The organism is Halomonas rhizosphaerae (genome assembly GCF_030010555.1).
Classification (GTDB): domain Bacteria; phylum Pseudomonadota; class Gammaproteobacteria; order Pseudomonadales; family Halomonadaceae; genus Halomonas; species Halomonas rhizosphaerae.
In genome coordinates this window covers 106,608-128,809 of the sequence record NZ_JASCQP010000026.1, presented here as the reverse complement: position 1 = coordinate 128,809, position 22,202 = coordinate 106,608, and the positions used below count along the sequence as shown (strand labels likewise).

General features: G+C 64.1%; 24 protein-coding genes and 1 pseudogene. 11 read left to right on the top strand and 14 right to left on the bottom strand.

From position 1 onward, the window contains the following. Positions 1-174 precede the first annotated feature (174 nt). Positions 175-738 carry a 1,6-anhydro-N-acetylmuramyl-L-alanine amidase AmpD gene (gene ampD / locus QLQ83_RS10715; protein WP_282735518.1) on the bottom strand — a complete coding sequence of 188 codons (564 nt, stop codon included), beginning with the start codon at positions 736-738 and terminating at the stop codon, positions 175-177. A 77-nt stretch (positions 739-815) separates the two neighbouring features. Between ampD and nadC the strand changes: the two genes are divergently transcribed. After that, positions 816-1,667: a carboxylating nicotinate-nucleotide diphosphorylase gene (nadC, locus tag QLQ83_RS10710; RefSeq protein ID WP_282735517.1), complete on the top strand. Its 852-nt coding sequence runs from the start codon at positions 816-818 to the stop codon at positions 1,665-1,667. 7 nt (positions 1,668-1,674) lie between these two features. Here the strand turns inward: nadC and QLQ83_RS10705 are convergent, their stop codons facing one another. After that, entirely contained in the window at positions 1,675-2,232 is a 558-nt protein-coding gene (locus QLQ83_RS10705; protein ID WP_282735516.1) for a GNAT family N-acetyltransferase, read from the bottom strand. A gap of 93 nt (positions 2,233-2,325) precedes the next feature. Between QLQ83_RS10705 and tsaA the strand changes: the two genes are divergently transcribed. Beyond that, positions 2,326-3,081 carry a tRNA (N6-threonylcarbamoyladenosine(37)-N6)-methyltransferase TrmO gene (gene tsaA / locus QLQ83_RS10700; RefSeq protein WP_282735515.1) on the top strand — a complete coding sequence of 252 codons (756 nt, stop codon included), beginning with the start codon at positions 2,326-2,328 and terminating at the stop codon, positions 3,079-3,081. 42 nt (positions 3,082-3,123) lie between these two features. On the opposite strand, the gene purC is transcribed toward tsaA, so the two are convergent. From purC to dapA, 4 genes are read right to left on the bottom strand one after another with little or no spacing between them, the layout of a single operon-like run. Further along, positions 3,124-3,837 carry a phosphoribosylaminoimidazolesuccinocarboxamide synthase gene (gene purC / locus QLQ83_RS10695; protein WP_282735514.1) on the bottom strand — a complete coding sequence of 238 codons (714 nt, stop codon included), beginning with the start codon at positions 3,835-3,837 and terminating at the stop codon, positions 3,124-3,126. A 41-nt stretch (positions 3,838-3,878) separates the two neighbouring features. Further along, positions 3,879-4,673 (bottom strand): MBL fold metallo-hydrolase, encoded by a 795-nt coding sequence (locus QLQ83_RS10690; RefSeq protein WP_282735513.1) that lies wholly within the window; start codon positions 4,671-4,673, stop codon positions 3,879-3,881. Then, complete coding sequence (locus tag QLQ83_RS10685) at positions 4,673-5,641, bottom strand: outer membrane protein assembly factor BamC (RefSeq protein ID WP_282735512.1); 969 nt, start codon at positions 5,639-5,641, stop codon at positions 4,673-4,675. Before QLQ83_RS10685 ends, QLQ83_RS10690 begins: the two co-directional genes overlap by 1 nt. Positions 5,642-5,690: 49 nt before the next feature. Further along, positions 5,691-6,575: a 4-hydroxy-tetrahydrodipicolinate synthase gene (gene dapA, locus QLQ83_RS10680; protein WP_282735511.1), complete on the bottom strand. Its 885-nt coding sequence runs from the start codon at positions 6,573-6,575 to the stop codon at positions 5,691-5,693. A gap of 191 nt (positions 6,576-6,766) precedes the next feature. Here dapA and QLQ83_RS10675 point away from each other — a divergent pair, with 191 nt between their 5' ends. Then, positions 6,767-7,240: a peroxiredoxin gene (locus tag QLQ83_RS10675; RefSeq protein WP_282735510.1), complete on the top strand. Its 474-nt coding sequence runs from the start codon at positions 6,767-6,769 to the stop codon at positions 7,238-7,240. 36 nt (positions 7,241-7,276) lie between these two features. Here the strand turns inward: QLQ83_RS10675 and QLQ83_RS10670 are convergent, their stop codons facing one another. Together QLQ83_RS10670 and QLQ83_RS10665 are read right to left on the bottom strand one after the other, a co-directional pair. Beyond that, the gene (locus tag QLQ83_RS10670) at positions 7,277-8,377 is read right to left on the bottom strand and encodes an AI-2E family transporter (RefSeq protein ID WP_282735509.1); all 1,101 of its coding nucleotides are present in this window, start codon (positions 8,375-8,377) and stop codon (positions 7,277-7,279) included. Continuing rightward, positions 8,374-8,622: a sulfurtransferase TusA family protein gene (locus tag QLQ83_RS10665; protein WP_282735508.1), complete on the bottom strand. Its 249-nt coding sequence runs from the start codon at positions 8,620-8,622 to the stop codon at positions 8,374-8,376. Before QLQ83_RS10665 ends, QLQ83_RS10670 begins: the two co-directional genes overlap by 4 nt. A 144-nt stretch (positions 8,623-8,766) precedes the next feature. On the opposite strand from QLQ83_RS10665, the gene QLQ83_RS10660 reads away from it, so the two are divergent. Continuing rightward, positions 8,767-10,269: a M48 family metalloprotease gene (locus tag QLQ83_RS10660; RefSeq protein WP_282735507.1), complete on the top strand. Its 1,503-nt coding sequence runs from the start codon at positions 8,767-8,769 to the stop codon at positions 10,267-10,269. A 144-nt stretch (positions 10,270-10,413) separates the two neighbouring features. Here the strand turns inward: QLQ83_RS10660 and nadA are convergent, their stop codons facing one another. Then, positions 10,414-11,442 (bottom strand): quinolinate synthase NadA, encoded by a 1,029-nt coding sequence (gene nadA, locus QLQ83_RS10655; protein ID WP_282735506.1) that lies wholly within the window; start codon positions 11,440-11,442, stop codon positions 10,414-10,416. A gap of 349 nt (positions 11,443-11,791) precedes the next feature. Between nadA and QLQ83_RS10650 the strand changes: the two genes are divergently transcribed. Next, positions 11,792-12,037, top strand: coding sequence for a hypothetical protein (locus QLQ83_RS10650; RefSeq protein ID WP_282735505.1), 246 nt, complete (start codon positions 11,792-11,794; stop codon positions 12,035-12,037). Between the two features lie 559 nt (positions 12,038-12,596). Here the strand turns inward: QLQ83_RS10650 and QLQ83_RS10645 are convergent. From QLQ83_RS10645 to QLQ83_RS10635, 3 genes are read right to left on the bottom strand one after another with little or no spacing between them, the layout of a single operon-like run. Beyond that, the gene (locus tag QLQ83_RS10645; RefSeq protein WP_282735504.1) at positions 12,597-13,280 is read right to left on the bottom strand and encodes a DUF3618 domain-containing protein; all 684 of its coding nucleotides are present in this window, start codon (positions 13,278-13,280) and stop codon (positions 12,597-12,599) included. Continuing rightward, positions 13,277-13,705, bottom strand: coding sequence for a phage holin family protein (locus QLQ83_RS10640; protein ID WP_282735503.1), 429 nt, complete (start codon positions 13,703-13,705; stop codon positions 13,277-13,279). The genes QLQ83_RS10645 and QLQ83_RS10640 overlap by 4 nt, the downstream gene beginning before the upstream one ends. Next, the gene (locus tag QLQ83_RS10635) at positions 13,702-14,331 is read right to left on the bottom strand and encodes a hypothetical protein (RefSeq protein ID WP_282735502.1); all 630 of its coding nucleotides are present in this window, start codon (positions 14,329-14,331) and stop codon (positions 13,702-13,704) included. The genes QLQ83_RS10640 and QLQ83_RS10635 overlap by 4 nt, the downstream gene beginning before the upstream one ends. A 608-nt stretch (positions 14,332-14,939) precedes the next feature. On the opposite strand from QLQ83_RS10635, the gene QLQ83_RS10630 reads away from it, so the two are divergent. After that, a complete protein-coding gene (locus QLQ83_RS10630; RefSeq protein WP_282735501.1) occupies positions 14,940-17,330 on the top strand; it encodes a catalase in 2,391 nt (796 codons plus the stop codon). A gap of 29 nt (positions 17,331-17,359) precedes the next feature. Continuing rightward, positions 17,360-17,896, top strand: a complete 537-nt coding sequence (locus QLQ83_RS10625) for a DUF421 domain-containing protein (protein WP_282735500.1) — start codon at positions 17,360-17,362, stop codon at positions 17,894-17,896. Here QLQ83_RS10625 and QLQ83_RS10620 read toward each other — a convergent pair. Continuing rightward, the gene (locus QLQ83_RS10620) at positions 17,805-18,140 is read right to left on the bottom strand and encodes a GlsB/YeaQ/YmgE family stress response membrane protein (RefSeq protein ID WP_282735525.1); all 336 of its coding nucleotides are present in this window, start codon (positions 18,138-18,140) and stop codon (positions 17,805-17,807) included. The two genes, QLQ83_RS10625 and QLQ83_RS10620, sit on opposite strands and share 92 nt — an antisense overlap. A 354-nt stretch (positions 18,141-18,494) precedes the next feature. On the opposite strand from QLQ83_RS10620, the gene QLQ83_RS10615 reads away from it, so the two are divergent. From QLQ83_RS10615 to QLQ83_RS10605, 3 genes are all read left to right on the top strand, one after another. After that, the gene (locus QLQ83_RS10615; RefSeq protein WP_282735499.1) at positions 18,495-19,115 is read left to right on the top strand and encodes a DUF892 family protein; all 621 of its coding nucleotides are present in this window, start codon (positions 18,495-18,497) and stop codon (positions 19,113-19,115) included. Positions 19,116-19,279: 164 nt separating this feature from the next. Beyond that, complete coding sequence (locus QLQ83_RS10610) at positions 19,280-19,438, top strand: YqaE/Pmp3 family membrane protein (RefSeq protein ID WP_282735498.1); 159 nt, start codon at positions 19,280-19,282, stop codon at positions 19,436-19,438. Between the two features lie 27 nt (positions 19,439-19,465). After that, positions 19,466-19,834 (top strand): DUF4112 domain-containing protein, encoded by a 369-nt coding sequence (locus QLQ83_RS10605; protein ID WP_282735497.1) that lies wholly within the window; start codon positions 19,466-19,468, stop codon positions 19,832-19,834. A 120-nt stretch (positions 19,835-19,954) separates the two neighbouring features. Here QLQ83_RS10605 and QLQ83_RS19490 read toward each other — a convergent pair. After that, positions 19,955-20,767 (bottom strand): annotated as a pseudogene (locus QLQ83_RS19490) (endonuclease/exonuclease/phosphatase family protein). Between the two features lie 813 nt (positions 20,768-21,580). Here QLQ83_RS19490 and QLQ83_RS10590 point away from each other — a divergent pair. Next, the gene (locus QLQ83_RS10590) at positions 21,581-22,183 is read left to right on the top strand and encodes a PAS domain-containing protein (RefSeq protein ID WP_282735494.1); all 603 of its coding nucleotides are present in this window, start codon (positions 21,581-21,583) and stop codon (positions 22,181-22,183) included. The last annotated feature ends 19 nt before the right edge of the window (positions 22,184-22,202 follow it).

Here is a 22,202-nt window from a genome sequence, read left to right as displayed (position 1 = left end):
GCCAATTCAAGATGAAATGGAAATAATTTTCATAAAATCAGTATTGCACCGCAACACAGGGGATTACGCGCCCCCACAACGTCGAATCCGGCCCCTCTCAGGCAGTTGTAGCTAAACTACCGTATGAAGCAAGCGTGCCATTCGGAGTTGATCGACAAGGCCTCCCTGGCCCCGTCAGGAACGTATTCTTTCCATCTCCTGGCGAAAGTAGGCCCAGTCGAAGGCGGGTCCCGGGTCGCTCTTGCGCAGCGGCGCCACCCGGGCATGGCTGGTGATGCGCGCCTCGTCGAGGGCCGGGTAGGCCTCCAGCAGCGCCCGGGTAACGGCCGCCAGGGCCCGGTACTGGGCGCCGGTGTAGGGGCTGACCTCGTCCCCCTCCAGTTCGATGCCCAGGGCGAAGTCGTTCAGCGCCCGGCGCTCGCGCCCGCCGTCCCGCCACCGCGAGCGGCCGGCATGCCAGGCCCGCGCCTGGAAAGGCACGAACTGCACGCACTCCCCGTCGCGCCGAATCAGCAGGTGGGCCGAGACGCGCAGCTCGGCGATGGTCGCGAAGAAGGGGTGTGCCTCGGGGTCTAGCCGGTTGGTGAAGAGCCGCTCGATATGCTCGCCCCCGAAGGTCCCGGGCGGCAGGCTGATGGAGTGCAGCAGCAGCAACGAGACCTCCCCGGCCGGGCGTTCGTCCTGGTTGGGCGAGGGAAGCCGCCGGGCTCCGGGCAGCCAGCCGTCGTCGATGCGCATGGTTTTTCCCTGACGTCGATGCATGGGTTTCCCTATAATGACCGCCTCAAGCTTCCCCGCACAGAGATGGACCCGCCATGCATTACCAGGACGCCCTTGCCGAAGAGATCCGTGACAGTGCCGCCCGGCTGCTGGCCGAGGACGTCGGCCCCGGTGACATCACCGCCCAGCTGGTGCCCGAGAAGCAGATGGCCCGGGCCCGGGTGATCACCCGCGAGGCCGCGGTGCTGTGTGGCGTGGCCTGGGTCGACGAGCTGTTCCGGCGCCTCGATGCCCGGGTCGCCCTGCACTGGCAGGCCGCCGACGGCGACCGCCTCGCCCCCGGCCAGGCCTTCCTCGAGCTGGAGGGCCCCGCACGCAGCCTGCTCACCGGGGAGCGCGCCGCGCTCAACCTGCTGCAAACCCTCTCCGCCACGGCGACCCGCACCCGCCACTATGTGGACCTGCTCGAGGGGACCGGGGTACGTATGCTCGACACCCGCAAGACGCTGCCGGGGCTGAGGCTCGCCCAGAAGTACGCGGTGACCTGCGGCGGCGGTCACAACCACCGCATCGGCCTCTATGATGCTTTCCTGATCAAGGAGAACCACATCGCGGCCTGCGGCGGCATCGCAGCGGCAGTGCGCGAGGCGCGCAGCATCGCCCGCGACCTGCCGGTGGAGGTGGAGGTGGAAACCTTCGAGGAGCTGGACCAGGCACTCGCCGCCGGGGCCGACGTGATCATGCTCGACAACTTCAGCCTCGACGACATGCGAGAGGCGGTGCGCCGCACCGCCGGGCGAGCCACCCTGGAGGCCTCGGGCAATGTCGACGAAGGCACCCTGCGCGCCATCGCCGAGACCGGCGTGGACTGCATCTCCAGCGGCGCCCTGACCAAGGATGTCGCGGCCATCGACCTGTCGATGCGCATCGTCGAGCAGGAGGCGTGAGGGCGCCTCAGGTCTCGACCGCGGCGAGCCGCTTCGCGAGCCGTTGGCGGTAAAGGCGTTCGCCGCCGCGCTCGACCCAGTCGTCGCCCAGCCGCTGCCAGCCACGGTGCACCAGGCCATCGACCAGCATGGCGCTGGCCTCGATCGCGGCCCGGGTCACGCCCTGCTCCAGCAGCAGGCGCTCGGCATGCACCAGCAGGGTCGAGCCGATCCCGCGTCGGCCAAGCGACGGCCAGACGTAGAGGGTCTCGATCCGCCCCCGGCGGATATCCAGCTCCAGGAACCCCACGCAGCGGCCCTCGCAGTCGGCGACCAGGGTGGTGTAGAGCGCCTGGCGCGCCGCCCAGGCACTGCCATCCCGGGGCAGGACCATTGCCCAGGCCTGGCGCTCGGCCAGCGAGTAGTGTCCCGCCGCGCCCTGCATCACCGCATGGTGGAAGACCTCGGCCTGGTCGGCGGCGTCGCGGGCGCGGGCCGTGCGATAGACGATTCGCGGCCCACGACGATGCCCGCAGGGCGGCGGCTCGGCCGGCTCGGGACCGCTATCGATGTCGGCAAGACGCATGCGAGACCCTCCTGAGATGATGACCGGGCCGGCAGACTACCCAAGCCACGCCGCGGGGCCAAGCCCTGCGGGTGGACACCGTCAGGATATGCCATGAACGAACGCCCCGCCCCACCCGACGCCCTCCACCTCAGGCCCATCGGCATCATCGAGAGCGACTTCCCGGACAAGTTCGGCATCCCGCGCCAGCCAGGTCTGGCACCGGCGGCCCGGGCGTCCCTGGTGCTGACCCCGCCCTTCGATGACCCGCTGGCGGTGCGAGGCCTGGAGGCCTTCAGCCACCTCTGGCTGACCTTCGTCTTCCACCTCAGCCCCGAAGAGACCGGCCCGGCGCGCTGGACCCCGCTGGTGCGCCCGCCTCGCCTCGGTGGTAACGCGCGGGTCGGGGTCTTCGCCAGCCGCAGCACCCACCGCCCGAACCGCCTGGGGCTCTCGCTGGTGGAGCTGGTCGAGATCGACACCGCTCGCGGGGTCCGCCTGCGGCTGCGCGGCGCCGACCTGGTCGACGGCACCCCGGTGCTCGACATCAAGCCCTATCTGCCCTGGGCGGAGTCCCGCCCCGAGGCCCGCGCCGGGTTCGCCCCCGAGCCGCCGCCGACCCTGGCGGTCAGCCTCTCGCCCGAGGCCGAGGAGGTGCTCGTCCAGCGCCCGGACGGTGACTCGCTGCGCGAACTGATCCGTCAGGTGCTGGCCCAGGACCCGCGCCCCGCCTACCGCAACGGCGCCGAGGCGCGGGTCTACGGGGTCCGGCTGCGCGACGTGGACGTGCGCTTCCAGGCTCGGCAGGAACACGCCGGTCCCACGACCCTCAGGGTGGTCGAGATCGTCCCGGCCGAGGGCCGGACATGACAAAGGGCCCCGCGGGGCCCTTCTCGCGTCGCGCCGACGGCGTCAGTCGAAATCGATGCCGATGCGCCGCCCGACCTCCTCGTAGGCCTCGATCACGCCGCCCAACCCCTGGCGAAAGCGGTCCTTGTCGAGCTTCTCGCGGGTCTTGGCGTCCCACAGGCGACAGCCGTCCGGGGAGAACTCGTCACCCAGCACGATCTCGCCCTTGAACAGGCCGAACTCCAGCTTGTAGTCCACCAGCAGCAGGCCACCCTCGGCGAACAGCGCCTTGAGCACCTCGTTGACCCGGAAGGTGAGCGCCTTCATCTCGGCCAGCTGCTCGGGGGTCGCCCAGCCGAAGGTCTCGGCCAGCGACTCGTTGATCATGGGGTCGTGCAGGGCATCGTTCTTGAGGAACAGCTCGAAGGTGGGCGGGTCGAGCGCCTGCCCCTCCTCCACGCCGAGACGCTTGACCAGGCCGCCGGCGGCGATGTTGCGCACCACGCACTCCACCGGGATCATCTCGAGCCGCTTCACCAGGCTCTCGGTATCGGAGAGGCGCCGGTCGAAATGGGTGGGAATGCCCGCTGCCTGCAGCTTCTCCATGATGAAGGCATTGAAGCGGTTGTTGACCATCCCCTTGCGGGCCAGCGACTCCATGCGCTCGCCGTCGAAGGCGCTGGTGTCGTCGCGGAAGGTCAGAATCAGGCGATCGGGGTCATCGGTGGCATGGACCGACTTGGCCTTGCCGGCATAGAGTGCTTGGCGCTTTTCCATGGGGAGCCTCCAGAGGCGCGGATACGGATCAGGATGGTCGTTCAGCCGAGCGTCTGCCACACCAGGCCATCGTCCTGGGCGGCGACCCTCAGCCGGGATTCATCGCCGTCGAGCAGTGGCACCAGGGCCTCCAGGGCCAGCTCGGGGCGGTTGTTGTGTTCGGAGAGGTGGGAGCAGACGATGCGCTGCAGGCGGTCGAGCCCCAGCCGCTGCAGCAGCCAGGCCGCCTGGCCGTTGGCCAGGTGCCCCCAGTCGCCGCCGACGCGCCGCTTGAGGCTCGCGGGATAGGGCCCCTCGGCGAGCATCCGCGGGTCGTGGTTGCACTCCAGCACCAGGCCGTCGCAGCGGGCGAAGGCCTCGATCACATGCGCGCTGGGGTGCCCCAGGTCGGTGAGCAGGCCGAGGCGCCGCTCGCCGGCGACGATGCGAAACTGCACCGGCTCCCGGGCGTCGTGGGGCACGGTGACGGGGTCGATGGTCAGCCCCTTGACCGCGAACCGGGCCTGGGGGGTGATCCAGTGGCGGCGCGGCAGCTCGCCGAGCCGACCCGACAGCCAGGTCCCCGGCGTCAGATAGACCGGCATCCCGTGGCGGCGGGCCAGGGGGCCGACGCCCCGCACATGATCGCCATGCTCGTGGGTCACCAGCAGGGCATCGAGCTGACGAGGATGCAGCCCCAGGCGGGCCAGTCGGCGCTCGGTCTCGCGCAGGGTGAAGCCGCAGTCGACCAGCAGGTGCGTCTCGCCGTCGCTGACCAGGGTGGCGTTGCCCTTGCTGCCGCTGCCCAGAGAGGCGAAGGAGAGGCGCCCGCGCCCACCCGGCACCGTACCGCTCATCAGCGCAGCAGGCCCGCCACCCGCTCGAGCAGCTCGCGCTGGTCCTCGGTGGAGAGCGCTTCCTCGCCGGCACCCTGCGCCTTGAGCACGGTCTCCTCGGGGCCACGGGCCTCCAGCACCAGGCGGACCTGCCGGGTCGACTCGCCCAGGTTGAGGGTCGCAAGCGATTGCAACAGGCCCCGCTCCCGCTCGCTCTGGGTCAGGTAGCCCACCAGGAAGCTGCGCGCGGCGGGGTCGCGCTCGAGCAGCTCACGACGGCCCTCGACCGCGAAGTCGAGCTCCAGCTGGTGGCTCAGTTCGGCCCAGAGACGGTCCGCCGCGAAGGGCAGGATCACCTGCCAGTCGTCGCCACGCTGCTCGAACCTGGCAGGATTCTGGGCATCGGGCCGCTGGGCAGCCAGCGAGGCGGCGCTCGACGAAGCACTGACCCCCTCGAAGTGGCGTTCCAGTGCCGTCAGGCAGGCGGCCTGCGTGGTCCCGCCCTGCTCGCAGCGTATCTCGCTGTCGCCGCTGCGCAGCGCCGGGCGGACGCTGAGCCTGGCCTGGTCGGTTTCCAGGATGCCGCGATGGGAGTCACTGGCGGTGACGGTCAGGCCGCGGCTGCGCACGAAGCGCTCGAGCTCCGGCCAGACCGTTGCCGGTTCGGCGCCCACCACCAGCCAGCGCTCGTCGCCGACCGCGCGACGCTCGACATAGCCTCGATCCATGCTGCGCCCGGGCGACAGGGCCTGGGGGAGCGGTGCCTCGACCACGCCATCCTCGGCGGGCCGCGTGCCGCTCACCTCGGGGACCGGCATGGCATCCCGGTAGCGCTCGGCATCGCGGCCATCCGGCAGCACCAGGGGCGCAGACTCCTCGGCCTCGCCGTAGTCGAGGTTGCGATCATGATAGAAGCCATCACGGGCACAGCCGGCCGTGGCCAGGGCGATCACCGCCACCAGCGGCATCCATTTCAGCGCAGAGTTCATGCGTCCACCTTGCCTAGAGTTGTGCGGGGTGCGCGGTGCCGGGCACCGCTCAGTCGTCGATCAGGCCCGCCAGCTGCAGGGCCTCGCTGACGGTGGAGTGATACTTCTCGGAGAGCCAGGTCAGCGGCAGCCGGATGCCGGGCTCGATGTGGCCCATGCGGTAAAGCGCCCACTTGACCGGAATCGGGTTGGACTCGATCCCCAGGTTGGTGTGCAGCGGCATCAGGCGGGTGTTGATCTGGTGGGCCCGGTCGGCATCACCGGCCACGGCGGCGCTGCACAGCTCGTGCATGGCCCGTGGGGCCACGTTGGCGGTCACCGAGATGTCGCCATGGCCCCCCATCAACATGAAGTCGCAGGCGGTGGCGTCATCCCCGGAATAGAGCATGAAGCCGCTGCCCTTGAGGCGCGCGATCAGGTCCTCGGCACGCTCCAGGTTGCCGGTAGCGTCCTTGAGCCCGATGATCTTGTCGACCTCGGCCAGGCGCAGCACGGTCTCGTTGTAGATGTCCGAGCAGGTGCGCCCCGGCACGTTGTAGAGGATCACCGGCAGGTCGCTGCTCTCGGCGATGGCCTTGAAGTGCCGGTAGAGCCCTTCCTGGGTGGGCTTGTTGTAGTAGGGCGCCACGGTCAGGCAGCAGTCCGCCCCGACCTCGCTGGCGTAGCGGGCCAGCTCCACCGCCTCGGTGGTATTGTTGGAGCCGGTACCGGCGATGACCGGGATGCGCCCGTTCACTTCCTCCACCACGGTACGGATGACATCGAAGTGCTCGGCGAACGACATGGTGGTCGGCTCGCCGGTGGTGCCGGCCGCCACGATCGCATCGGTACCGTTGTCGAGATGAAAGTGTACCAGGCGGCGCAGGGCCTCCCAGTCGATATCGCCGTTGACTTTCATCGGCGTCGCCAGCGCGACGATACTGCCAGTGATCATCCTCTCGATTCCTCTCGATTCGCCTGCATTCGCGGCCTCTCAGACCTCGGGCAACGCCCCGGGGTATGCCCCGGTGCCAAGGGCCAAATGGTACTCAGGCCTCGGGAGCCTGTACAGCCGCGACTTTACAGTTCGCCAGCGCTTGCGTGTAATCAGGCCTTCTATCTTCCATCCACGACAGGAGCACGACCATGAGCGTCAGCCTCGGAGAGCCCGTTCCGGACTTCACCGCCACTGCCACCGGCGACACCACCGTCACCCTCTCCGAGCTTAAGGGGAAACAGGTGGTGGTCTACTTCTACCCCAAGGCCAGCACCCCCGGGTGCACGACCGAGGGCGGCGACTTCCGCGACCGCAAGGAGGCCTTCGACGCCGCCAACACCGTGATCCTCGGCGTCTCGCGGGACGGCATCCGCGCCCAGGAGAACTTCAAGGCCAAGCAGGACTTCAACTTCGCGCTGATCTCCGACAAGGACGAGGCGCTGTGCCGGCTGTTCGACGTCATCAAGCTGAAGAAGCTCTACGGCAAGGAGCACCTGGGAATCGAGCGCAGCACCTTCCTGATCGATGCCGACGGCAGGCTCGCCCGCGAGTGGCGCGGCGTCAAGGTCAAGGGACATGCCCAGGAGGTGCTGGACGCCGCCCAGGCCCTGCACGCCGGCTGAGCGCTCTGCCGCGTGTTGCACCGCGCCCCGGGACGCTCACGACTCGGTGTGCGTCTCGGCCGATTCCCTGAGGTGGCGCTGCTTGATGCCCCGCGGCCAGGCATAGACCAGCGCCTTGAGCAGGGTCGCCAGGGGGATGGCGAAGAAGACCCCCCAGAAGCCCCAGATCCCGCCGAAGAAGAGGATCGCCAGGATGATCGATACCGGGTGGATGTTGACCGCCTCGGAGAACAGGATCGGCGACAGGACGTTGCCATCCAGCGCCTGCAGCACGCCATAGGCGACCAGCACATAGAGGAACTCGTTCGTCAGGCCGAAGTGGAAGCCGGCCACCGCTGCCACCGGCAGGGTGGTCACCGCCGCCCCGATATAGGGCACCAGCACCGACAGGCCCACCACCACCGCCAGCAGCGCCGTGTAGGGGAGCCCGAAGTAGGCGAAGGTGAAGAAGGCGACGGTGCCGACGATGATGATCTCGATGAACTTGCCGCGCACGTAGTTGGCGATCTGGTCGTCCATCTCCTCCCAGATGCGAGTCATCAGCTCGCGCCGCTGGGGCAGCAGCGAGATGGTGAAGCCCACCAGCCGGTCGCGGTCCTTGAGCATGAAGAACACCAGGATCGGCACCAGGATCAGGTAGACGATCAGTGTCAGGACGTTGCCCAGCGAGGCCAGCGACAGGGTCAGGGCGCGCTGGCCGAGCTGCGTCACCTCGCGGCCGGCCACGTCGATCCAGTTCTGCATCTGGTCGGGAGTGACCAGGTTGGGATAGCGCTCCTGGAGATCATCCAGCAGCTGCTGGCCACTGGCGAACATCCGCGGCGCCTCCTGGACCAGCCCCACCAGCTGGTTCCAGATCAGTGGCATCAGGATGAAGGCCAGCGCCAGCAGCACGCCGATGAAGGCGAGGAACACCACGAACACCGCCAGCAGGCGCGGCATCCTGCGCCGCTCCATCCAGCTCACCGGCCCCTGCAGCAGGAAGGCAACCACCAGGGCGGTGAGGAAGGGCGCCAGCATGCGCCCGAAGAGGATCACCGCGGTGAAGCCCAGCACCAGCACCACCAGCAGGATCACCGCCTCCTCGTCCGAGAAGTAGTGATCCATCCAGCGCCTGAAGACCGACCTCAGGGTCATGAAGCCGGCTCCCCGCCCTTGCGGATCCAGAAATGGTAGACGTCACCGCGCTCCTCCCGAGCCGGCATCTCGTGCGCGCTCTGGGCCACGAAGGTCTCGAAGTCGCGCCAGGAGCCCGCATCGGTGGCCATGACCTCCAGCAACTGGCCGGTCGCGAGGCGTGACAGCGCCTGCTTGGCCTTGAGCAGCGGCAGGGGGCAGGGAAGACCGCGGGCATCGAGCAGGTCATCGGGTTGCAGCGCCATGGTGTCTCCCGGGAAAATGCAGTGGCACGTGCCGGGCAACGCGCCCGCACGCAAGTCCCTGCGATTTAAAGGCACTTTGCAGGCCGAATCAATGTCACATCTGGGTACCTGCCATCCCTTGCGCTCCCCTTGACGAGGACGGCCATGCTGCGTCGAACCGGAACCTGCCTCACCGCCTGCGCCCTGAGCCTGGTGCTTGCCCTGCCGGCCCAGGCCCAGTCACCCGGCCGCTACGAGGCACCCGGCCTGACCCGAAGCCCCGAGGTCGCGGCCGGAGGCGACTACGGGCTACCCAGCCTGACCCGCGGTGACAGCCAGGCCATCAGCGGCGAGGAGTACCGCCTGGGCCGCGCCTGGTTGCGCCAGTTCCGCGCCCGCGCCCCCGAATGGCAGGACGCCATCGCCCAGGACTACGTGGAGTCGCTGGTGGCCCGCCTGCTGCCCCACAGCGGCCTGGGTGACGCCCGCACGGCCGTCACCCTGGTGGAGAGCCGCCTGCTCAATGCCTTCGCCGTGCCCGGCGGGGTGATCGGCGTCAATGCCGGGCTGTTCGCCTTCGCCGAACACGAGGCCGAGCTGGCCTCGGTGGTCGCCCACGAGCTCGGCCATCTCTCCCAGCGCCACTATGCCCGCGGCCAGGCCCGCGCCGAGCAGACCCAAATCCCGGCGATGGCCGCCATGCTCGCCGGCATGCTGCTCGCCGCCGGGGGCGGCGGCGATGCCGGCATCGCCGCCGCCATGGGCTCCCAGGCGGCCGTCATCCAGGACCAGCTGAGCTACTCGCGGCGCTTCGAGCAGGAGGCCGACCGCGTGGGCCTGCAGGCCATGGCAGACGCCGGCTATGAACCGGGGGCCATGGTGGAGATGTTTCGCGCCATGCAGCGCATGATGAGCCTGCAGGGGGGAAATCCCCCGGAGTTCCTGCTCACCCACCCGGTGACCGAGTCACGCATCAGCGATACCCAGGCCCGCGCCAACCAGGTCTCGGTGGCGACGCCGCGCGACGGGGACCTTCACTACCAGCTGGTGAGGGCCCGGGCGCTGCTGACGATCCATGAGCGCGACCCGCAGCAGGCCAGCACCCGCCTGGCCCAGGACCAGGCGCCCGAGGCGGCCCGGCGCTACCTGGCCGCGCTGATCGATGCCCGGGCCGGTCGTACCGACCGGGCACTGGACGCGCTCGACGCCCTGGCCCGGTCACAGCCCGACCTGGCGATGCTGCCGGCCTCGGCGGCCCAGGTCGCCTTCGAGGCCGGCCGCATCGACGAGGCAATTACCCGCAGCCGTCGCCAGCTGCGGCTGATGCCGGACTACGCGCCGGCGAGCCGACTGCTGGGCGAGGCGCTGCTGCAACGTGACCCCAACGAGGCCTATCGCGTGCTGCGCGACCTGGCCGACGCCCGCCCCGAGGACCCGCAGGCGTTCACCCTGCTCGCCGAGGCCGCCGGCCGCAGCGGTCGCGAGGCCTGGGGCCACCTGGCCCGCGCCGAACAGCTGCAGCTCACCGGTCGCATCGACCGCGCCATTCGCCAGCTGGAGGTGGCCAAGGAGGTGGCCGAGCGCGAGGGTGACGGCGCCGCCGCCAGCCATATCGAGCGGCGTCGCGAGGACTTCATCGGCTACCGGGAGACGCTGGAGAAGTTCTAGCTACAAGGAGCAAGGAGCAAGGAGCAAGGAGCAAGGCAGTATGCATGCACTTCAGATTGCACCGAGACCTTGGCGCCTGACCTTGTAGCTTTTCACTAGTCCCGGGATGGGGTTCCTTGTGGCTTGCCCCTTGTCACTTGGTGCCTAACGCTGGAAGTTGAGCATCCGCTCGAGGGGCTTGAGGGCCGCCAGGCGCAGGGCGTCGTCGACGAAGATCTCGCCCGAACCGTCACGCAGGGTGCCCGCCAGGTTGTCCAGCGCATTCATCGCCATCCAGGGGCAGTGGGCGCAGCTCTTGCAGGTCGCGCCATTGCCGGCGGTGGGCGCCTCGAAGAGCGTCTTCTCGGGGACCGCCTGCTGCATCTTGAAGAAGATACCGCGATCGGTCGCCACGATCAGCTTGTCGTGGGGCAGCTCCTTCGCCGCCTTGATCAGCTGGGAGGTGGAGCCCGCCACGTCGGCCAGCTCGACCACCGAGGCCGGCGACTCCGGGTGCACCAGCACGGCCGCCTCGGGGTAGAGGCCCTTGAGGTCCTCGACGCCCTGGGCCTTGAACTCCTCGTGGACGATGCAGGCACCGTCCCAGAGCAGCATGTCGGCGCCGGTCTGCTTCTGGATATAGCCCCCCAGATGCTTGTCCGGGGCCCAGAGGATCTTCTCCCCGCGCGCCTGCAGGTGCTCGATCACGTCAACGGCGATGGAGGAGGTCACCACCCAGTCGGCGCGCGCCTTCACCGCCGCGGAGGTGTTGGCATAGACCACCACGGTGCGGTCAGGATGGGCGTCGCAGAAGGCGCTGAATTCGTCGGCCGGGCAACCCACGTCCAGCGAGCAGGTCGCCTCCAGGGTGGGCATCAGCACCCGCTTCTCCGGGGAGAGGATCTTGGCGGTCTCGCCCATGAAGCGCACGCCAGCCACCACCAGGGTGTCCGCCTCGTGGCGGGCGCCGAAGCGCGCCATCTCCAGGGAGTCAGCCACGCAGCCGCCGGTCTCCTCGGCGAGCTGCTGGATGGCGTCGTCGGTATAGTAGTGCGCCACCAGCACGGCATTGTTGGCCTCGAGCAGACGCTTGATCTCCTCGATGCGCGCCTCGTCCTCGGCGGGAATGCGGGTGGGGCAGTAGGTGCGTGCGAGCTGCTCGCGCAGATCGGCACGGGAAGTCATGATCGTCATCGTGTCTACCACCGTGACAGGCAGGGGCTCCCCCTGCATTACACCAGGTGCCGCCGCTCGTGCACTCCGCACGGGGCAACACGCCAGAGGGCCAACCGCTGCGTCTTTCGCGATGGTCGACCCGAAACTCCATTCTAGACCAGAACGGTGCAATATTGACCAGTCCCGGTCAGAAAAGCGTCACAAGGTATATGAGGGCTGCGCCCGGTGGGTTCAAGGGCACTCCGGACGCTTGGCGATACGGTGGCGAGGGTGTGTTAGCGCACCGACGGTGGCCGGGCGTTCCACCAGAATCAAGCTACCGATGCTTCACGACATCGTGAAGGCAGGACAATGACGCGAGGTCACCATGTCATCATCCATCCAGCACACCATCCCTACCCCGCCCACGTTCGAGACATTCACACGCCTGCCCGGCCGCGAACCAGGCGAGCAGCAGCACGGCTACCCCTTCAGGCCACAACGCTTGCCCGAAGCACCACTCGAGACGATTCCCGAGGAGGAACTCGATGAGCCGACCAAGCGCGCCGCCGAAGGCGGCGATGACCTGATGAGCCAGGATATCAACGCAGTCGATTTCAACCCGCTCCTGTAGCCTAGCGACTGGCGCGACCTCGACGAGGTGCGCCAGCAGCATCCGGCAACGAAAATACGGGTCTGACTGTCACCGGGCCGGATCAAGACGGCACGTCGAGAAGGCCGCTGAGCTGTTCACTTGGTTGACGTCTTGATATCGCTCTTGAGATCGCCGTACCCGACTTCTGCCTTGTCGCCCTGCTTTCGGCCTTGCCCTTGTATTCCAGCTCATTGTCGCCGGTCACCCTGCCGGCAATCTCCTTGACCGTACCCTTCGCCTCTATTCGCATGCCCCTTGGCCTGATTCTTGTCCATGAGCTCAGCTCCAGATAGTTGTTCGCTGGGGTAATCCCTCTCACCATGTACTCATATGGGTGCAGGGTGAAGCTGACAATACCGATATATTTTCAGCTCGCGGCATGGACTGCGCGAAGCCTGACTGGTGCTAAGCCATTGATTTAGCGGAGTCACCGGTAAAAACCGCACTTTACTGCTGGATAGCAAAATGCGGAACCTGACGACTGCGGACTCTCCAGCGCAACTGATCGTCTCGAGGCGGTATCTGCTGTAGGAACGGTTTATTCCGACCGTACCGACTCGCGAACTTCGCCGTACTTCCTTGCGGCTTCGGACTTCGCGGCATCGACGCTGCGATCTCTCGCTTTGCCGAGCATGTCGTCCTCGATCTCGGTTGGCGGTACCAACGCACCCAGAGCTGCGCCGATAGCGATGCCGAGGCTTCCCGCGATCAGCGGTTGGTCGCGATAGAACTGCACCAGGCCTTCCCGGGCATTCTGCGCCGACTCCTTCATGTTCGCGGTTGCCCCGTGCACGCGATCACCCACCGCGGCGGCCTTGTCCTGCGATTTAGCGGCGGTATCGCCAAGGGCACCCTTCAAGCCGCGCCCATTCTCGTCTGTGCTCGTATCGTGTGCTTCATGAGCATGCGCAGCGTCATTGTTGCCGGACGACATCATCATCCACGAGAGGCCGATGCTGGTGAGTATCATCGGCATCGGGTTGTTCTTCACCTCGGCACCCAGGTTGCGGCCAAACTCTCCTCCGTGTTCGCGGGCCATGCCGAGCGCCTGGTCGATGAGTTCGCCGGGAGAAAGCCGATCGGACAGCTCGCTCGCGGTCCAGCCGAGACGAGCACGCGCCTGGTCGACTTCGCGCTCCAGCTGTTCCGGTCTTTTCGTCTCGTCACCTTGATCGTCGTCGCGGCGAATGCTATCGCTCCGGGTATCAGTGTCCTTGTTCATCGAGTTGCCCTCTTCAATGTTTCTTTATCTTTCTTCGTGGACTCCAGCGTGCGATCCGGAACGATCGAGTTCGCGCTCATTTTTTTCTTGGCCGAGCCGACCATCAGGTAACCGACCAGCAGTGCTACCGCGCCGACGATCAGCGCTGCGAGCCACGGCTCAACGACGTTGCTGAGCCCGTACACCGCGCTCATGAGCAGCACCACGAGCCCCGCCATGGCGATGGCAGCGCCCGTCGCGATCGCGCCGACTGCCGTCTTCGCTTCTGCGACAGATTCCCCGACTTCGGATTTCGCCAGCTCGATCTCTTTGCCGAGCAGCGTGGACAGATCCGTGGCGAGGTTGCGAATCAGGTCGGCAATCGAGTCGGCACCGTATTCGCGGCTCGCCGATGGAACCGCCGCGGATTCTTGTTCCTGTCTCATAGCAATTCCCTCCCGTGACTACTGCCCGGGGCAGTCGATGTCGTATAGGGTTCCGTCATTTCCCGTTCGTACTGCTTCGCTGACGTGCCGGTCGAGCCATCTTCATAACGCGAAGTGTCATCGCTCCGGAAAGCGTTGTCCTCGTCGTGGTGGTCGTGCTCCATGCTCGCCTCGTCATCGTCATCGTCATGGTGATCGTGCTCTGCGCTTGCCTTGAAGAACCGAGACAAGCCAAATCCGACTGCAATGCTACCGAGCATGAATAAGGCGGGATTGTTCCGTGACAGCTGCTTGGCATCGTTCGCAAGTTCTTCGACGCTGCGACCTTCGAGCTGTTCGGCCGCATTCGCGAGGTTACTGCTCAACTCGCGGGCATAGCGCGCCAGGCCTTCGCGGTCTTGATCGCCGAGCTTTGATGCCGCTGCATCGATGGCATCCGACAGGGCGTTCGCCTCATCCGCGAACCGGTGCTGGCCGGCTTCGACCTTCTCGCGCGCTTCGCTGCCCACTTCACGCTTCGCTTCGCGGACATCTTGATCAACTTTCTGCTTCGGGGAGCCGTTACTGGGGTCGTCGGACATGTTGCCTGAACTGCGGCGACTGGAACCTGGGTTCGATGGTGTCATGACACACTCCTCGGCATTCATTCGAATGCCCGCTCTTGATGGATTACGGATTCGCACGTGTACAGAAAGTGCTCGAGAGAAACACACCATCCACGGCGGGACGCGTAAGCAAACAGTGTGCGAGGCGTGCGCTGCATCGTAATCGATGCGACCGGGAACATTTGCAAGGCCGTAAAGTAAACGATACAGATCTCGCGATTGCTCGTGGAGAACTCCGTGGCTAGCACATTCCAATCGACGTGCTTCCGAACTGAGCTTTCCAAGGTTTTGGCGTAGGGTCTGTGCGCTACCAGACGCAATAGCGGTGTTGCCTGCACGCGGGCATCCAGGTCACGCCACTCTCGACCGTCCAGAACAGTTGTCCGCTATCAAGTCCACCGCTCACCCCTGACGAATCATTCACGGCATCTGTGTCAGATAGCGACCGTCGGTCGGTGTGTTATCACACTGGGCGCCAAACGGAACGGGAGCCCTGCGGCAGGCCCGACGCGGTGCGATTGTGCGCTAACGCACGGACAGTTCTCCCCGGTGACATGAAGATCGACAAAGACTGGCGGATCGAACGGCAGCGCAATGGTCCACATCCCCCACGTACCCGGAGAATAATCATGGCTAAGAACAAGAAACCAGATCGATCGTCGCGAGTGAAAAGCAAAGGCGATGAGTCCAGCACACCAGTACAGGGCAATGACGGCGTGCTCAGAACCAACGACGTCGTCGCGGAGCATGCCAGTGCCAGCGACGACTTCGTCGCCGCGATGCCCTGCAACCCCATCAAGGCCCTAGAGTACGGTCACGACAACGCCGTGGCGCCGCCGGCAGGAGAGGTCGTGGAGCCGGGCTCCAGCGCGTTGACGGCGAGCACGGCGACCGAAGATACCGGGACTGCGAAAACCGGCGGGGCTGCGCCACTCGGAAAGAACGCAAACGTCGCCTCACTCGACCGTGTCAGAGTCGATCCCAGCAATGAGCCGTTGACGACCAACCAAGGTGTTCGCATTGGCGATAATCAGAACACCCTGAAAGCCGGATTGCGGGGTCCCTCATTACTCGAGGATTTCATCCTTCGAGAAAAGATCACGCATTTCGATCACGAACGCATCCCGGAACGCGTCGTCCATGCACGCGGATCAGCAGCCCATGGCTATTTCGAAGCCTATGACACGCTGACCCAGTACACTCGCGCGGCACCCTTCGCCGAGAAAGGCAAGATCACGCCTGTATTCGCGCGATTCTCCACGGTGGCCGGCGAACGCGGTTCGAAAGACACCGCACGCGATGCGCGTGGCTTCGCGGTGAAGTTCTATAGTGACGAAGGCAACTGGGATCTGGTCGGAAATAACATACCGGTCTTCTTCATCCAGGATGCGATGAAGTTTCCCGATCTGGTCCATGCCCTCAAGCCGGAGCCGCATCACGGCATGCCTCAAGCGGCGTCGGCGCATGACACCTTCTGGGACTTCGTCTCCTTGATGCCGGAGTCAACCCACATGCTGATGTGGGTGATGTCGGATCGCGGTATACCTCGCAGCTACCGGATGATGCAGGGCTTTGGCGTGCATACGTTTCGTCTGGTCAACGAACAGGGGCAATCCGTCTTCTGCAAGTTCCACTGGAAGCCGCTCCAGGGAACCCATTCACTCGTCTGGGATGAAGCCGTGAAGATCTCCGGCGCTAACCCCGATTTCCATCGGGCTGATTTGTGGGAAGCCATCGAATCGGGCGAATTTCCTGAATGGGAGCTGGGACTGCAGATATTCACAGAAGAACAGGCCGAAGGCTTCAGCTTCGATGTGCTCGACGCGACCAAGATCGTCCCGGAGGAGCTCGTACCGCTTACGCCTGTCGGACGAATGGTACTCAACCGCAACCCGGACAACTTCTTCGCGGAAACCGAGCAGGTAGCATTCTGCACGGCGCACATCATACCGGGCATAGACTTCTCCAACGATCCGTTGCTCGCCGGTCGTATCCATTCCTATGCCGATACGCAGATCACGCGACTCGGTGGTCCCAATTTCCACGAGATCCCGATCAATTCGTCGCTTGCCTCGGTACAGAACAACCAACGCGATGGCATGCACCGTCAGGCACTGCATCGCGGGCGCGTGGCGTACGAGCCGAACTCACTGGCAGGTGGTTGCCCCTTCCAGGCCGGAACAAGCGGATTCGTCTCCTACCCCGAGTCCATTACCGGAGACAAGGTCCGAGGAAAACCGGAGAAATTCGCGGAGCATTATGCGCAAGCCACCTTGTTCTACGAAAGTCAGACGGCCGTCGAGAAGGCCCATATTGCGGCCGCCTTCCGATTCGAGCTGAGCAAGGTCGGTATCCCCGCGATACGTGAGCGGATGTTGGCTTCACTGGGGAACGTTTCACGGGAACTGGCCGCAGAGGTTGCGTCCGGACTGGGAATGGAAGTTCCCAATGCCATGCCGAAGGCGGTCGCCGACCCGAATCCGCCGGAGGTGAGCGTTTCTCCGGCGTTGTCGCTAATGGCGCTCCCGGGCGAATGCGGAGTCCGCACACGGCAGATTGCCGTGCTGGTCGAGAATGGTGTCCACCATGCCTCGCTCGTTGCCCTTCACGCGGCCTTGACCGAGGCGGGTGCCGTCGTGCATTTCGTGGGGCCACGGGTGGGCACGTTCGTCGGCACCTCCGGTGAGAAGGTTGAAGCTGACAAGTCGATGGAGAATTCTCCAGGATTCCTGTTCGATGCGCTGGTGGTGCCCGATGGCAGCGAGGCGGTCCAGGCGCTCGCGGGTAACGGGCATACGGTGGAGTTTATAAAAGATCAGTTCAGGCACTGCAAGACGATTCTGGTCCTGGGCGCTGGACGGAAGCTACTGGAAATGGCAGGCATCGAGCCCGCGACAAACCAAGACCCGGGTATCCTGCTGGCGGAGGGCGTCGACGCAGCCGAGATCGCAACGGCCTTCATCGATGCGGTCGCCGCTCATCGCCATCCATCCCGAGACCGCGATCCACCAACGAAATGACACAGCCCGCTGTCGGCAGGAGAAAACAGATGCTGTTTAGTGGATGGGACAGTCTGTTGCGCACCTTGGTCGTTGGCATCCTGGCTTACGTTACGCTTGTCGTCTTCCTTCGCGTCTCGGGGAAGCGGACACTCTCCAAGTTGAACGCCTTCGACCTGATCGTGACCGTCGCCCTCGGCTCGACCCTGGCAACCGTCCTTCTGGCCAATGATGTCGCACTAGCCGAAGGGGTCCTGGCCTTCGCCCTGCTCATCGGCCTGCAGTTCGCCGTCACCTGGTCCAGCGTCCGGGCACGATGGGTGCGGCGACTGGCGACGGGAGAACCGATGATGCTGCTTTACGACGGCAATTTCCTGCCAACGGCTCTGCGTCAAGCGCGTGTAACCGAAGACGAGATACGGGCGGCGGTACGCTCGGCCGGGGTCAACTCGATGCACAAGGTGCGCGCAGTCGTCCTGGAAACCGACGGTTCGTTTAGTGTCGTCCGGCCGGGCGAGAATGGGGGCGGCTCCAGCCTGGTCGGCGTCGAGAGGCCTCAGGAGTTACTGAAGACCGCAGACCGGTAAACCTCTTATATTTCCCTCCGGCTGGGGAAACGCTGATTGATCGGAGTATCCTGCTGCGCTGGAACAAACTCAGGATGGCCAGCAGTATTATCGCGCCGGTCAGCGACATGACGCAGCTCGTGATGGTTAAGACGTCGTTAATCGAGCCGACGCCGAGCAGCGGCCCGATCAGAAACCCGTCAAGTGCGCCGACGATACCGACCACGACGTTGAGGATGATGCCGTGCTGGGCGTTAGTGCCCATGATCATGCTCGCGACCCAACCTAGCAGGCCGCCCATGACGAGCCATACGATAATACCCACGATTCCGTGCCTCAACATAATCGTGGCGCGCCTGGCGCCAAAAAATCGATTCTACGGCTCATATTACGCGGTCACCGTGCGCTATCGAACACTGGGACCGCGGCGAGTGGATGATGACCGGGCGAATCAGGCCCGCGGCACCGAACTGCTATGTGGGCTACAGCACCGACCCAGCAGCACCTACCTCCTATCATTGGACATTCAACTGGCCGCCATCTGTCGCACCGTTGAACCCAAGCCAATGTCGCAGCACGCCTGTCGTGCGCGCCGCCACCGATGGTCAGGAGTAAAACCGTGAATAAGAAACCGATTATCAAGAAGCAGTTGCACGAGTTGCTATTTCAAGCTCTCGAGACGGAGCGCGGTGGTACAAAGATCTACAAAACCGCGCTCTCATGTGTGCTGAACGAAGAACTGAAAGGTGAATGGGAGGAGTACCTCGAGCAGACCCGCACCCACGAAGAGGTGCTGCTGACGGTGTTCGAGGAGCTGGGACTGAATCCGGATACCGTCACGCCCGGCCGAGAAGTGGTAGCACACCTGGGGGATTCGCTGGTTACCGCGATGGAAATGGCGAAGGCAAAAGGCAGCGCCGCGGATGCCCAACTCGTTGCCGGTGAGTGTGTGGTCCTGGCGGAAACCAAGGACCTCCAGAACTGGGACTTGATCGGGCATCTGGCAGAACACGGCCAGGGAGAGGAAACCCGCGTGCTCAGCACCGCCTTCGAAGCGGTGGGCAAGGAAGAAGAGCATCACCTCCTTCACACGAAAGGGTTCCTGCGCGAATTGTGGATCGAGTCGCTCGGGTTGCCGGCGGTCCTGCCACCCCCCGAGGAAGTGAAAAAAGTGGAAACGGCGATCGGCGCCGCGCGGGCGGAGCACCAGCGCGACGACATGCTGAAGTCGAAGCACTGACGAAGGCAGCAAGGTGGGCCTGATATTGTAGTAGTGTCGGTGAGTGTGGCATGTCGTACCGAACCCTCGGGCCAGACGGATCAGCACGCGGCGTCTCTTGACCCTCGTGAGCTACCGCGTGCGGCTGCCCGAACGGCATCCCAACGCAACCAGGAGCACAGCCATTGGACCTGTTACGCATCATCATCGCGATCTTCCTGCCGCCGCTGGGCGTCTTTTTGCAGGAAGGCATCGGAAAGCATTTCTGGATCAACATTCTGCTCACGCTGTTCGGCTATATTCCCGGCATCGTCCACGCCGTGTGGATCATCGCCAGACGATGAACACGGCGTTTGTGAAGGCGCACCGCGATGTCACCATCTGACGCGCCCCAGCGCCGACCCGCCGACGCTCGTGAGCGCGTGCATCGGCTCGCGCGACTGATGGACAGTTCGATTCGCCTGCCCGGAGGTTTCCGCATCGGGGTCGACGGGCTCATCGGGCTAGTACCGGTGGTCGGCGATCTCGCTGCGGCCGGGGTGTCGTTCTACATCGTCGCACAGGCGGCTCACGCCGGTGTGTCGGTCAGGGTACTAGCGCGCATGGCACTGAACGTCGCGCTGGATGCCGTGGTCGGCGCGATTCCGGTGCTCGGCGACGTGTTCGATGTCGCGTTCAAGGCCAATCAGCGCAACGCCAGGCTGATGGATGCCTATCTGGATCGCAGCGCGCCACGCTGAAATTCGGTTCGCATTCTCGCGACAACCGACACCCCATCAAACCGGTGCGGCTGAGTAGGCGGTCTAAAGTTCCAATCGCAACACTATTGAGGGTGCTCGGGCGACCCGATGTCGACAGGCTCACTCGTCCGGGTGCTGCTTACCGTCTTCGATCTTTTCATTTACCTGCTCCTCTTCCGTCCGGGTCGTATCCGGCTCCTCCTGTTCCGCTTCTGCGCCGGCCTCCAGGCTGAGTTCGATAAAGATAGGAAAATGATCCGATCCCCAGGCGGGCCCTCTGTCAATACGGACGAGCTTGAAATGATCGGTGTGGAAGACGTGATCGAGAGGCCAGCGCAGTAGCAGGTTCTTGGCGTGGTAGGTGTTATACATGCCCCGCCCGACGCGCGGGTCGAGTAGACCACTGGCTTTCTGAAACAGGCTCGTGGTGTATGACTAGGCCACATCGTTGAAATCGCCTGCAACAATTGTTGGCCTATCGCGTTTCTCCACTTCCCGGCCCACGATCAACAGTTCCGCATCTCGTTCCGTTGTCTCGGTCGCATACTTCGGGTTGGGCGGATCGGAATGCACGAAATGCATGAATATCCGGTCATCTGACGGCAGCACCAGCTGCATGTGCATCGATGGGATGCTGTCCTTTAGAATAAACCGGATCTCGGGATCGATCATCGCCAGTCGGCTATGTAGGAGCATGCCATAGGTGTTGTCGAGTGGGTTCTTGAGCGTGTACGGATATTTCTCTTCCAGGGGCCTTAGCGCTTCTTCCCACCACTGGTCTGTCTCCAACGACAAGACCACATCCGGATCATACTCGCGCACGATATCCAAGAAGGCCTGCGACTTCCGGTTTTCCATCAGCACGTTTGCAACCAGTAGCCTCAGGTTGGCGTCGTCAGAACGTGCCTCAGTCGCCAGTACCTGCTTGGGCATCAGCATCGTGTACGGAAGCACCTTCACAACCTGATATCCCACGGCCAGAACCAACAGCCCAAGAACGACGGATTCGTGGACGCGACGTGGGTTCCAGAAACAGAGACAGAGGGCAAGCAATACGACACCTGAGATGGCAATCTGCGCTCTTGGAAAATCAAAAACACGAATCCACCACTGATCGAACCGAAGTAATGGGAGAGCTGTCGCAACCACCAGCAGCATAGCCAGAAAGACAAGAATAATTTTCACGGGACTTGAAAGAGCTTCTCGGAAGAGCATGACCCCACCCACGATGCCAACAATGTGTCCAATGCATCACTCGAGAATCTGTAATGATTGCAAAAGGAATTCACATCCTGCCGTGCTGCTGTGCTGAGCTGATGCACTTGCACGGCAGCTATAACTAAAATAAATCATGACAGAATTCCGCGAAATGATCTGTTCGTCAGCGTACACACCGCTCTAACCGGGCTTCCCTCGATTTATTGGTCACTAGGCATTACAAGAATCTCTATACCGGATATCGAAACCCGCATTGTCGCGTATTAAGATGTCGGGGAATAGCCCCATCTATCAGTGACACTTATTCATACTTGATTTTAGTGTCGAGAAAGCGTTTCTGGCATACCGCAACGTTCTATCGGCACGGAGCTATATCAGATCATTGCGGCCAGATCATATGCGACCGCCACTTGAGGGTGTTGAATAAAAATGCACAAACCCCGGATATAGCCGAAATTTCAATACCAATCCCTGCCGAAATAAGCTATAATACAAACTGTAATCTTGAGCGTAAGTTTGGAGTCTCGTATGCCTACCACCAGTAATGAATCCAGTGTCTATACACAGCTGCGAGACAAGGCTGAAGCGCAGCTGCAGATGGGCACGACGCCGACAGCGAGTCACTGGTCCGTGGGCGTTGACGCCCTGAGCCTCCTCCACCGGCTGTCCAGCAATCCCGACAATGCGGAAGATGCCCTCAAGCTGCTCCATGAATTGCAGGTCCATCAGGTGGAGCTTGACTTGCAGAACGAGGAGGTTGCTGCCAATGAGCAAGCACTTGGGGAGGAGTTGAGCCTTTACCGGAACTCTTACGATTCCGCCCCCTTTGGCTACTTTCTCGTCGACCTGGAGGGCAAGGTTATTCAGGTTAATCTTGCCGGCACGGAACTCTTTGGCGTCGGGCGTGACGATCTTGAGGGACACCCCATCGACACATGCCTGCCAGCGGAGAGCCGGCCGCAGCTGCGCGGGTTGCTACAGCATGTGGCGAAGAGCGGTGCCAGGGATTCCTGCGTAGCCAAGACGGGTGGAGGCGCACAGGGCTCCCGCCACTTACAGTTTCTGGCATCCATCCCCCCAGGGCGCGAGCATATCCTGTTGGCCTGCTGCGAGTGCGCCAGTGGGGAGTAACCCCGTTAGCCGTTCCATG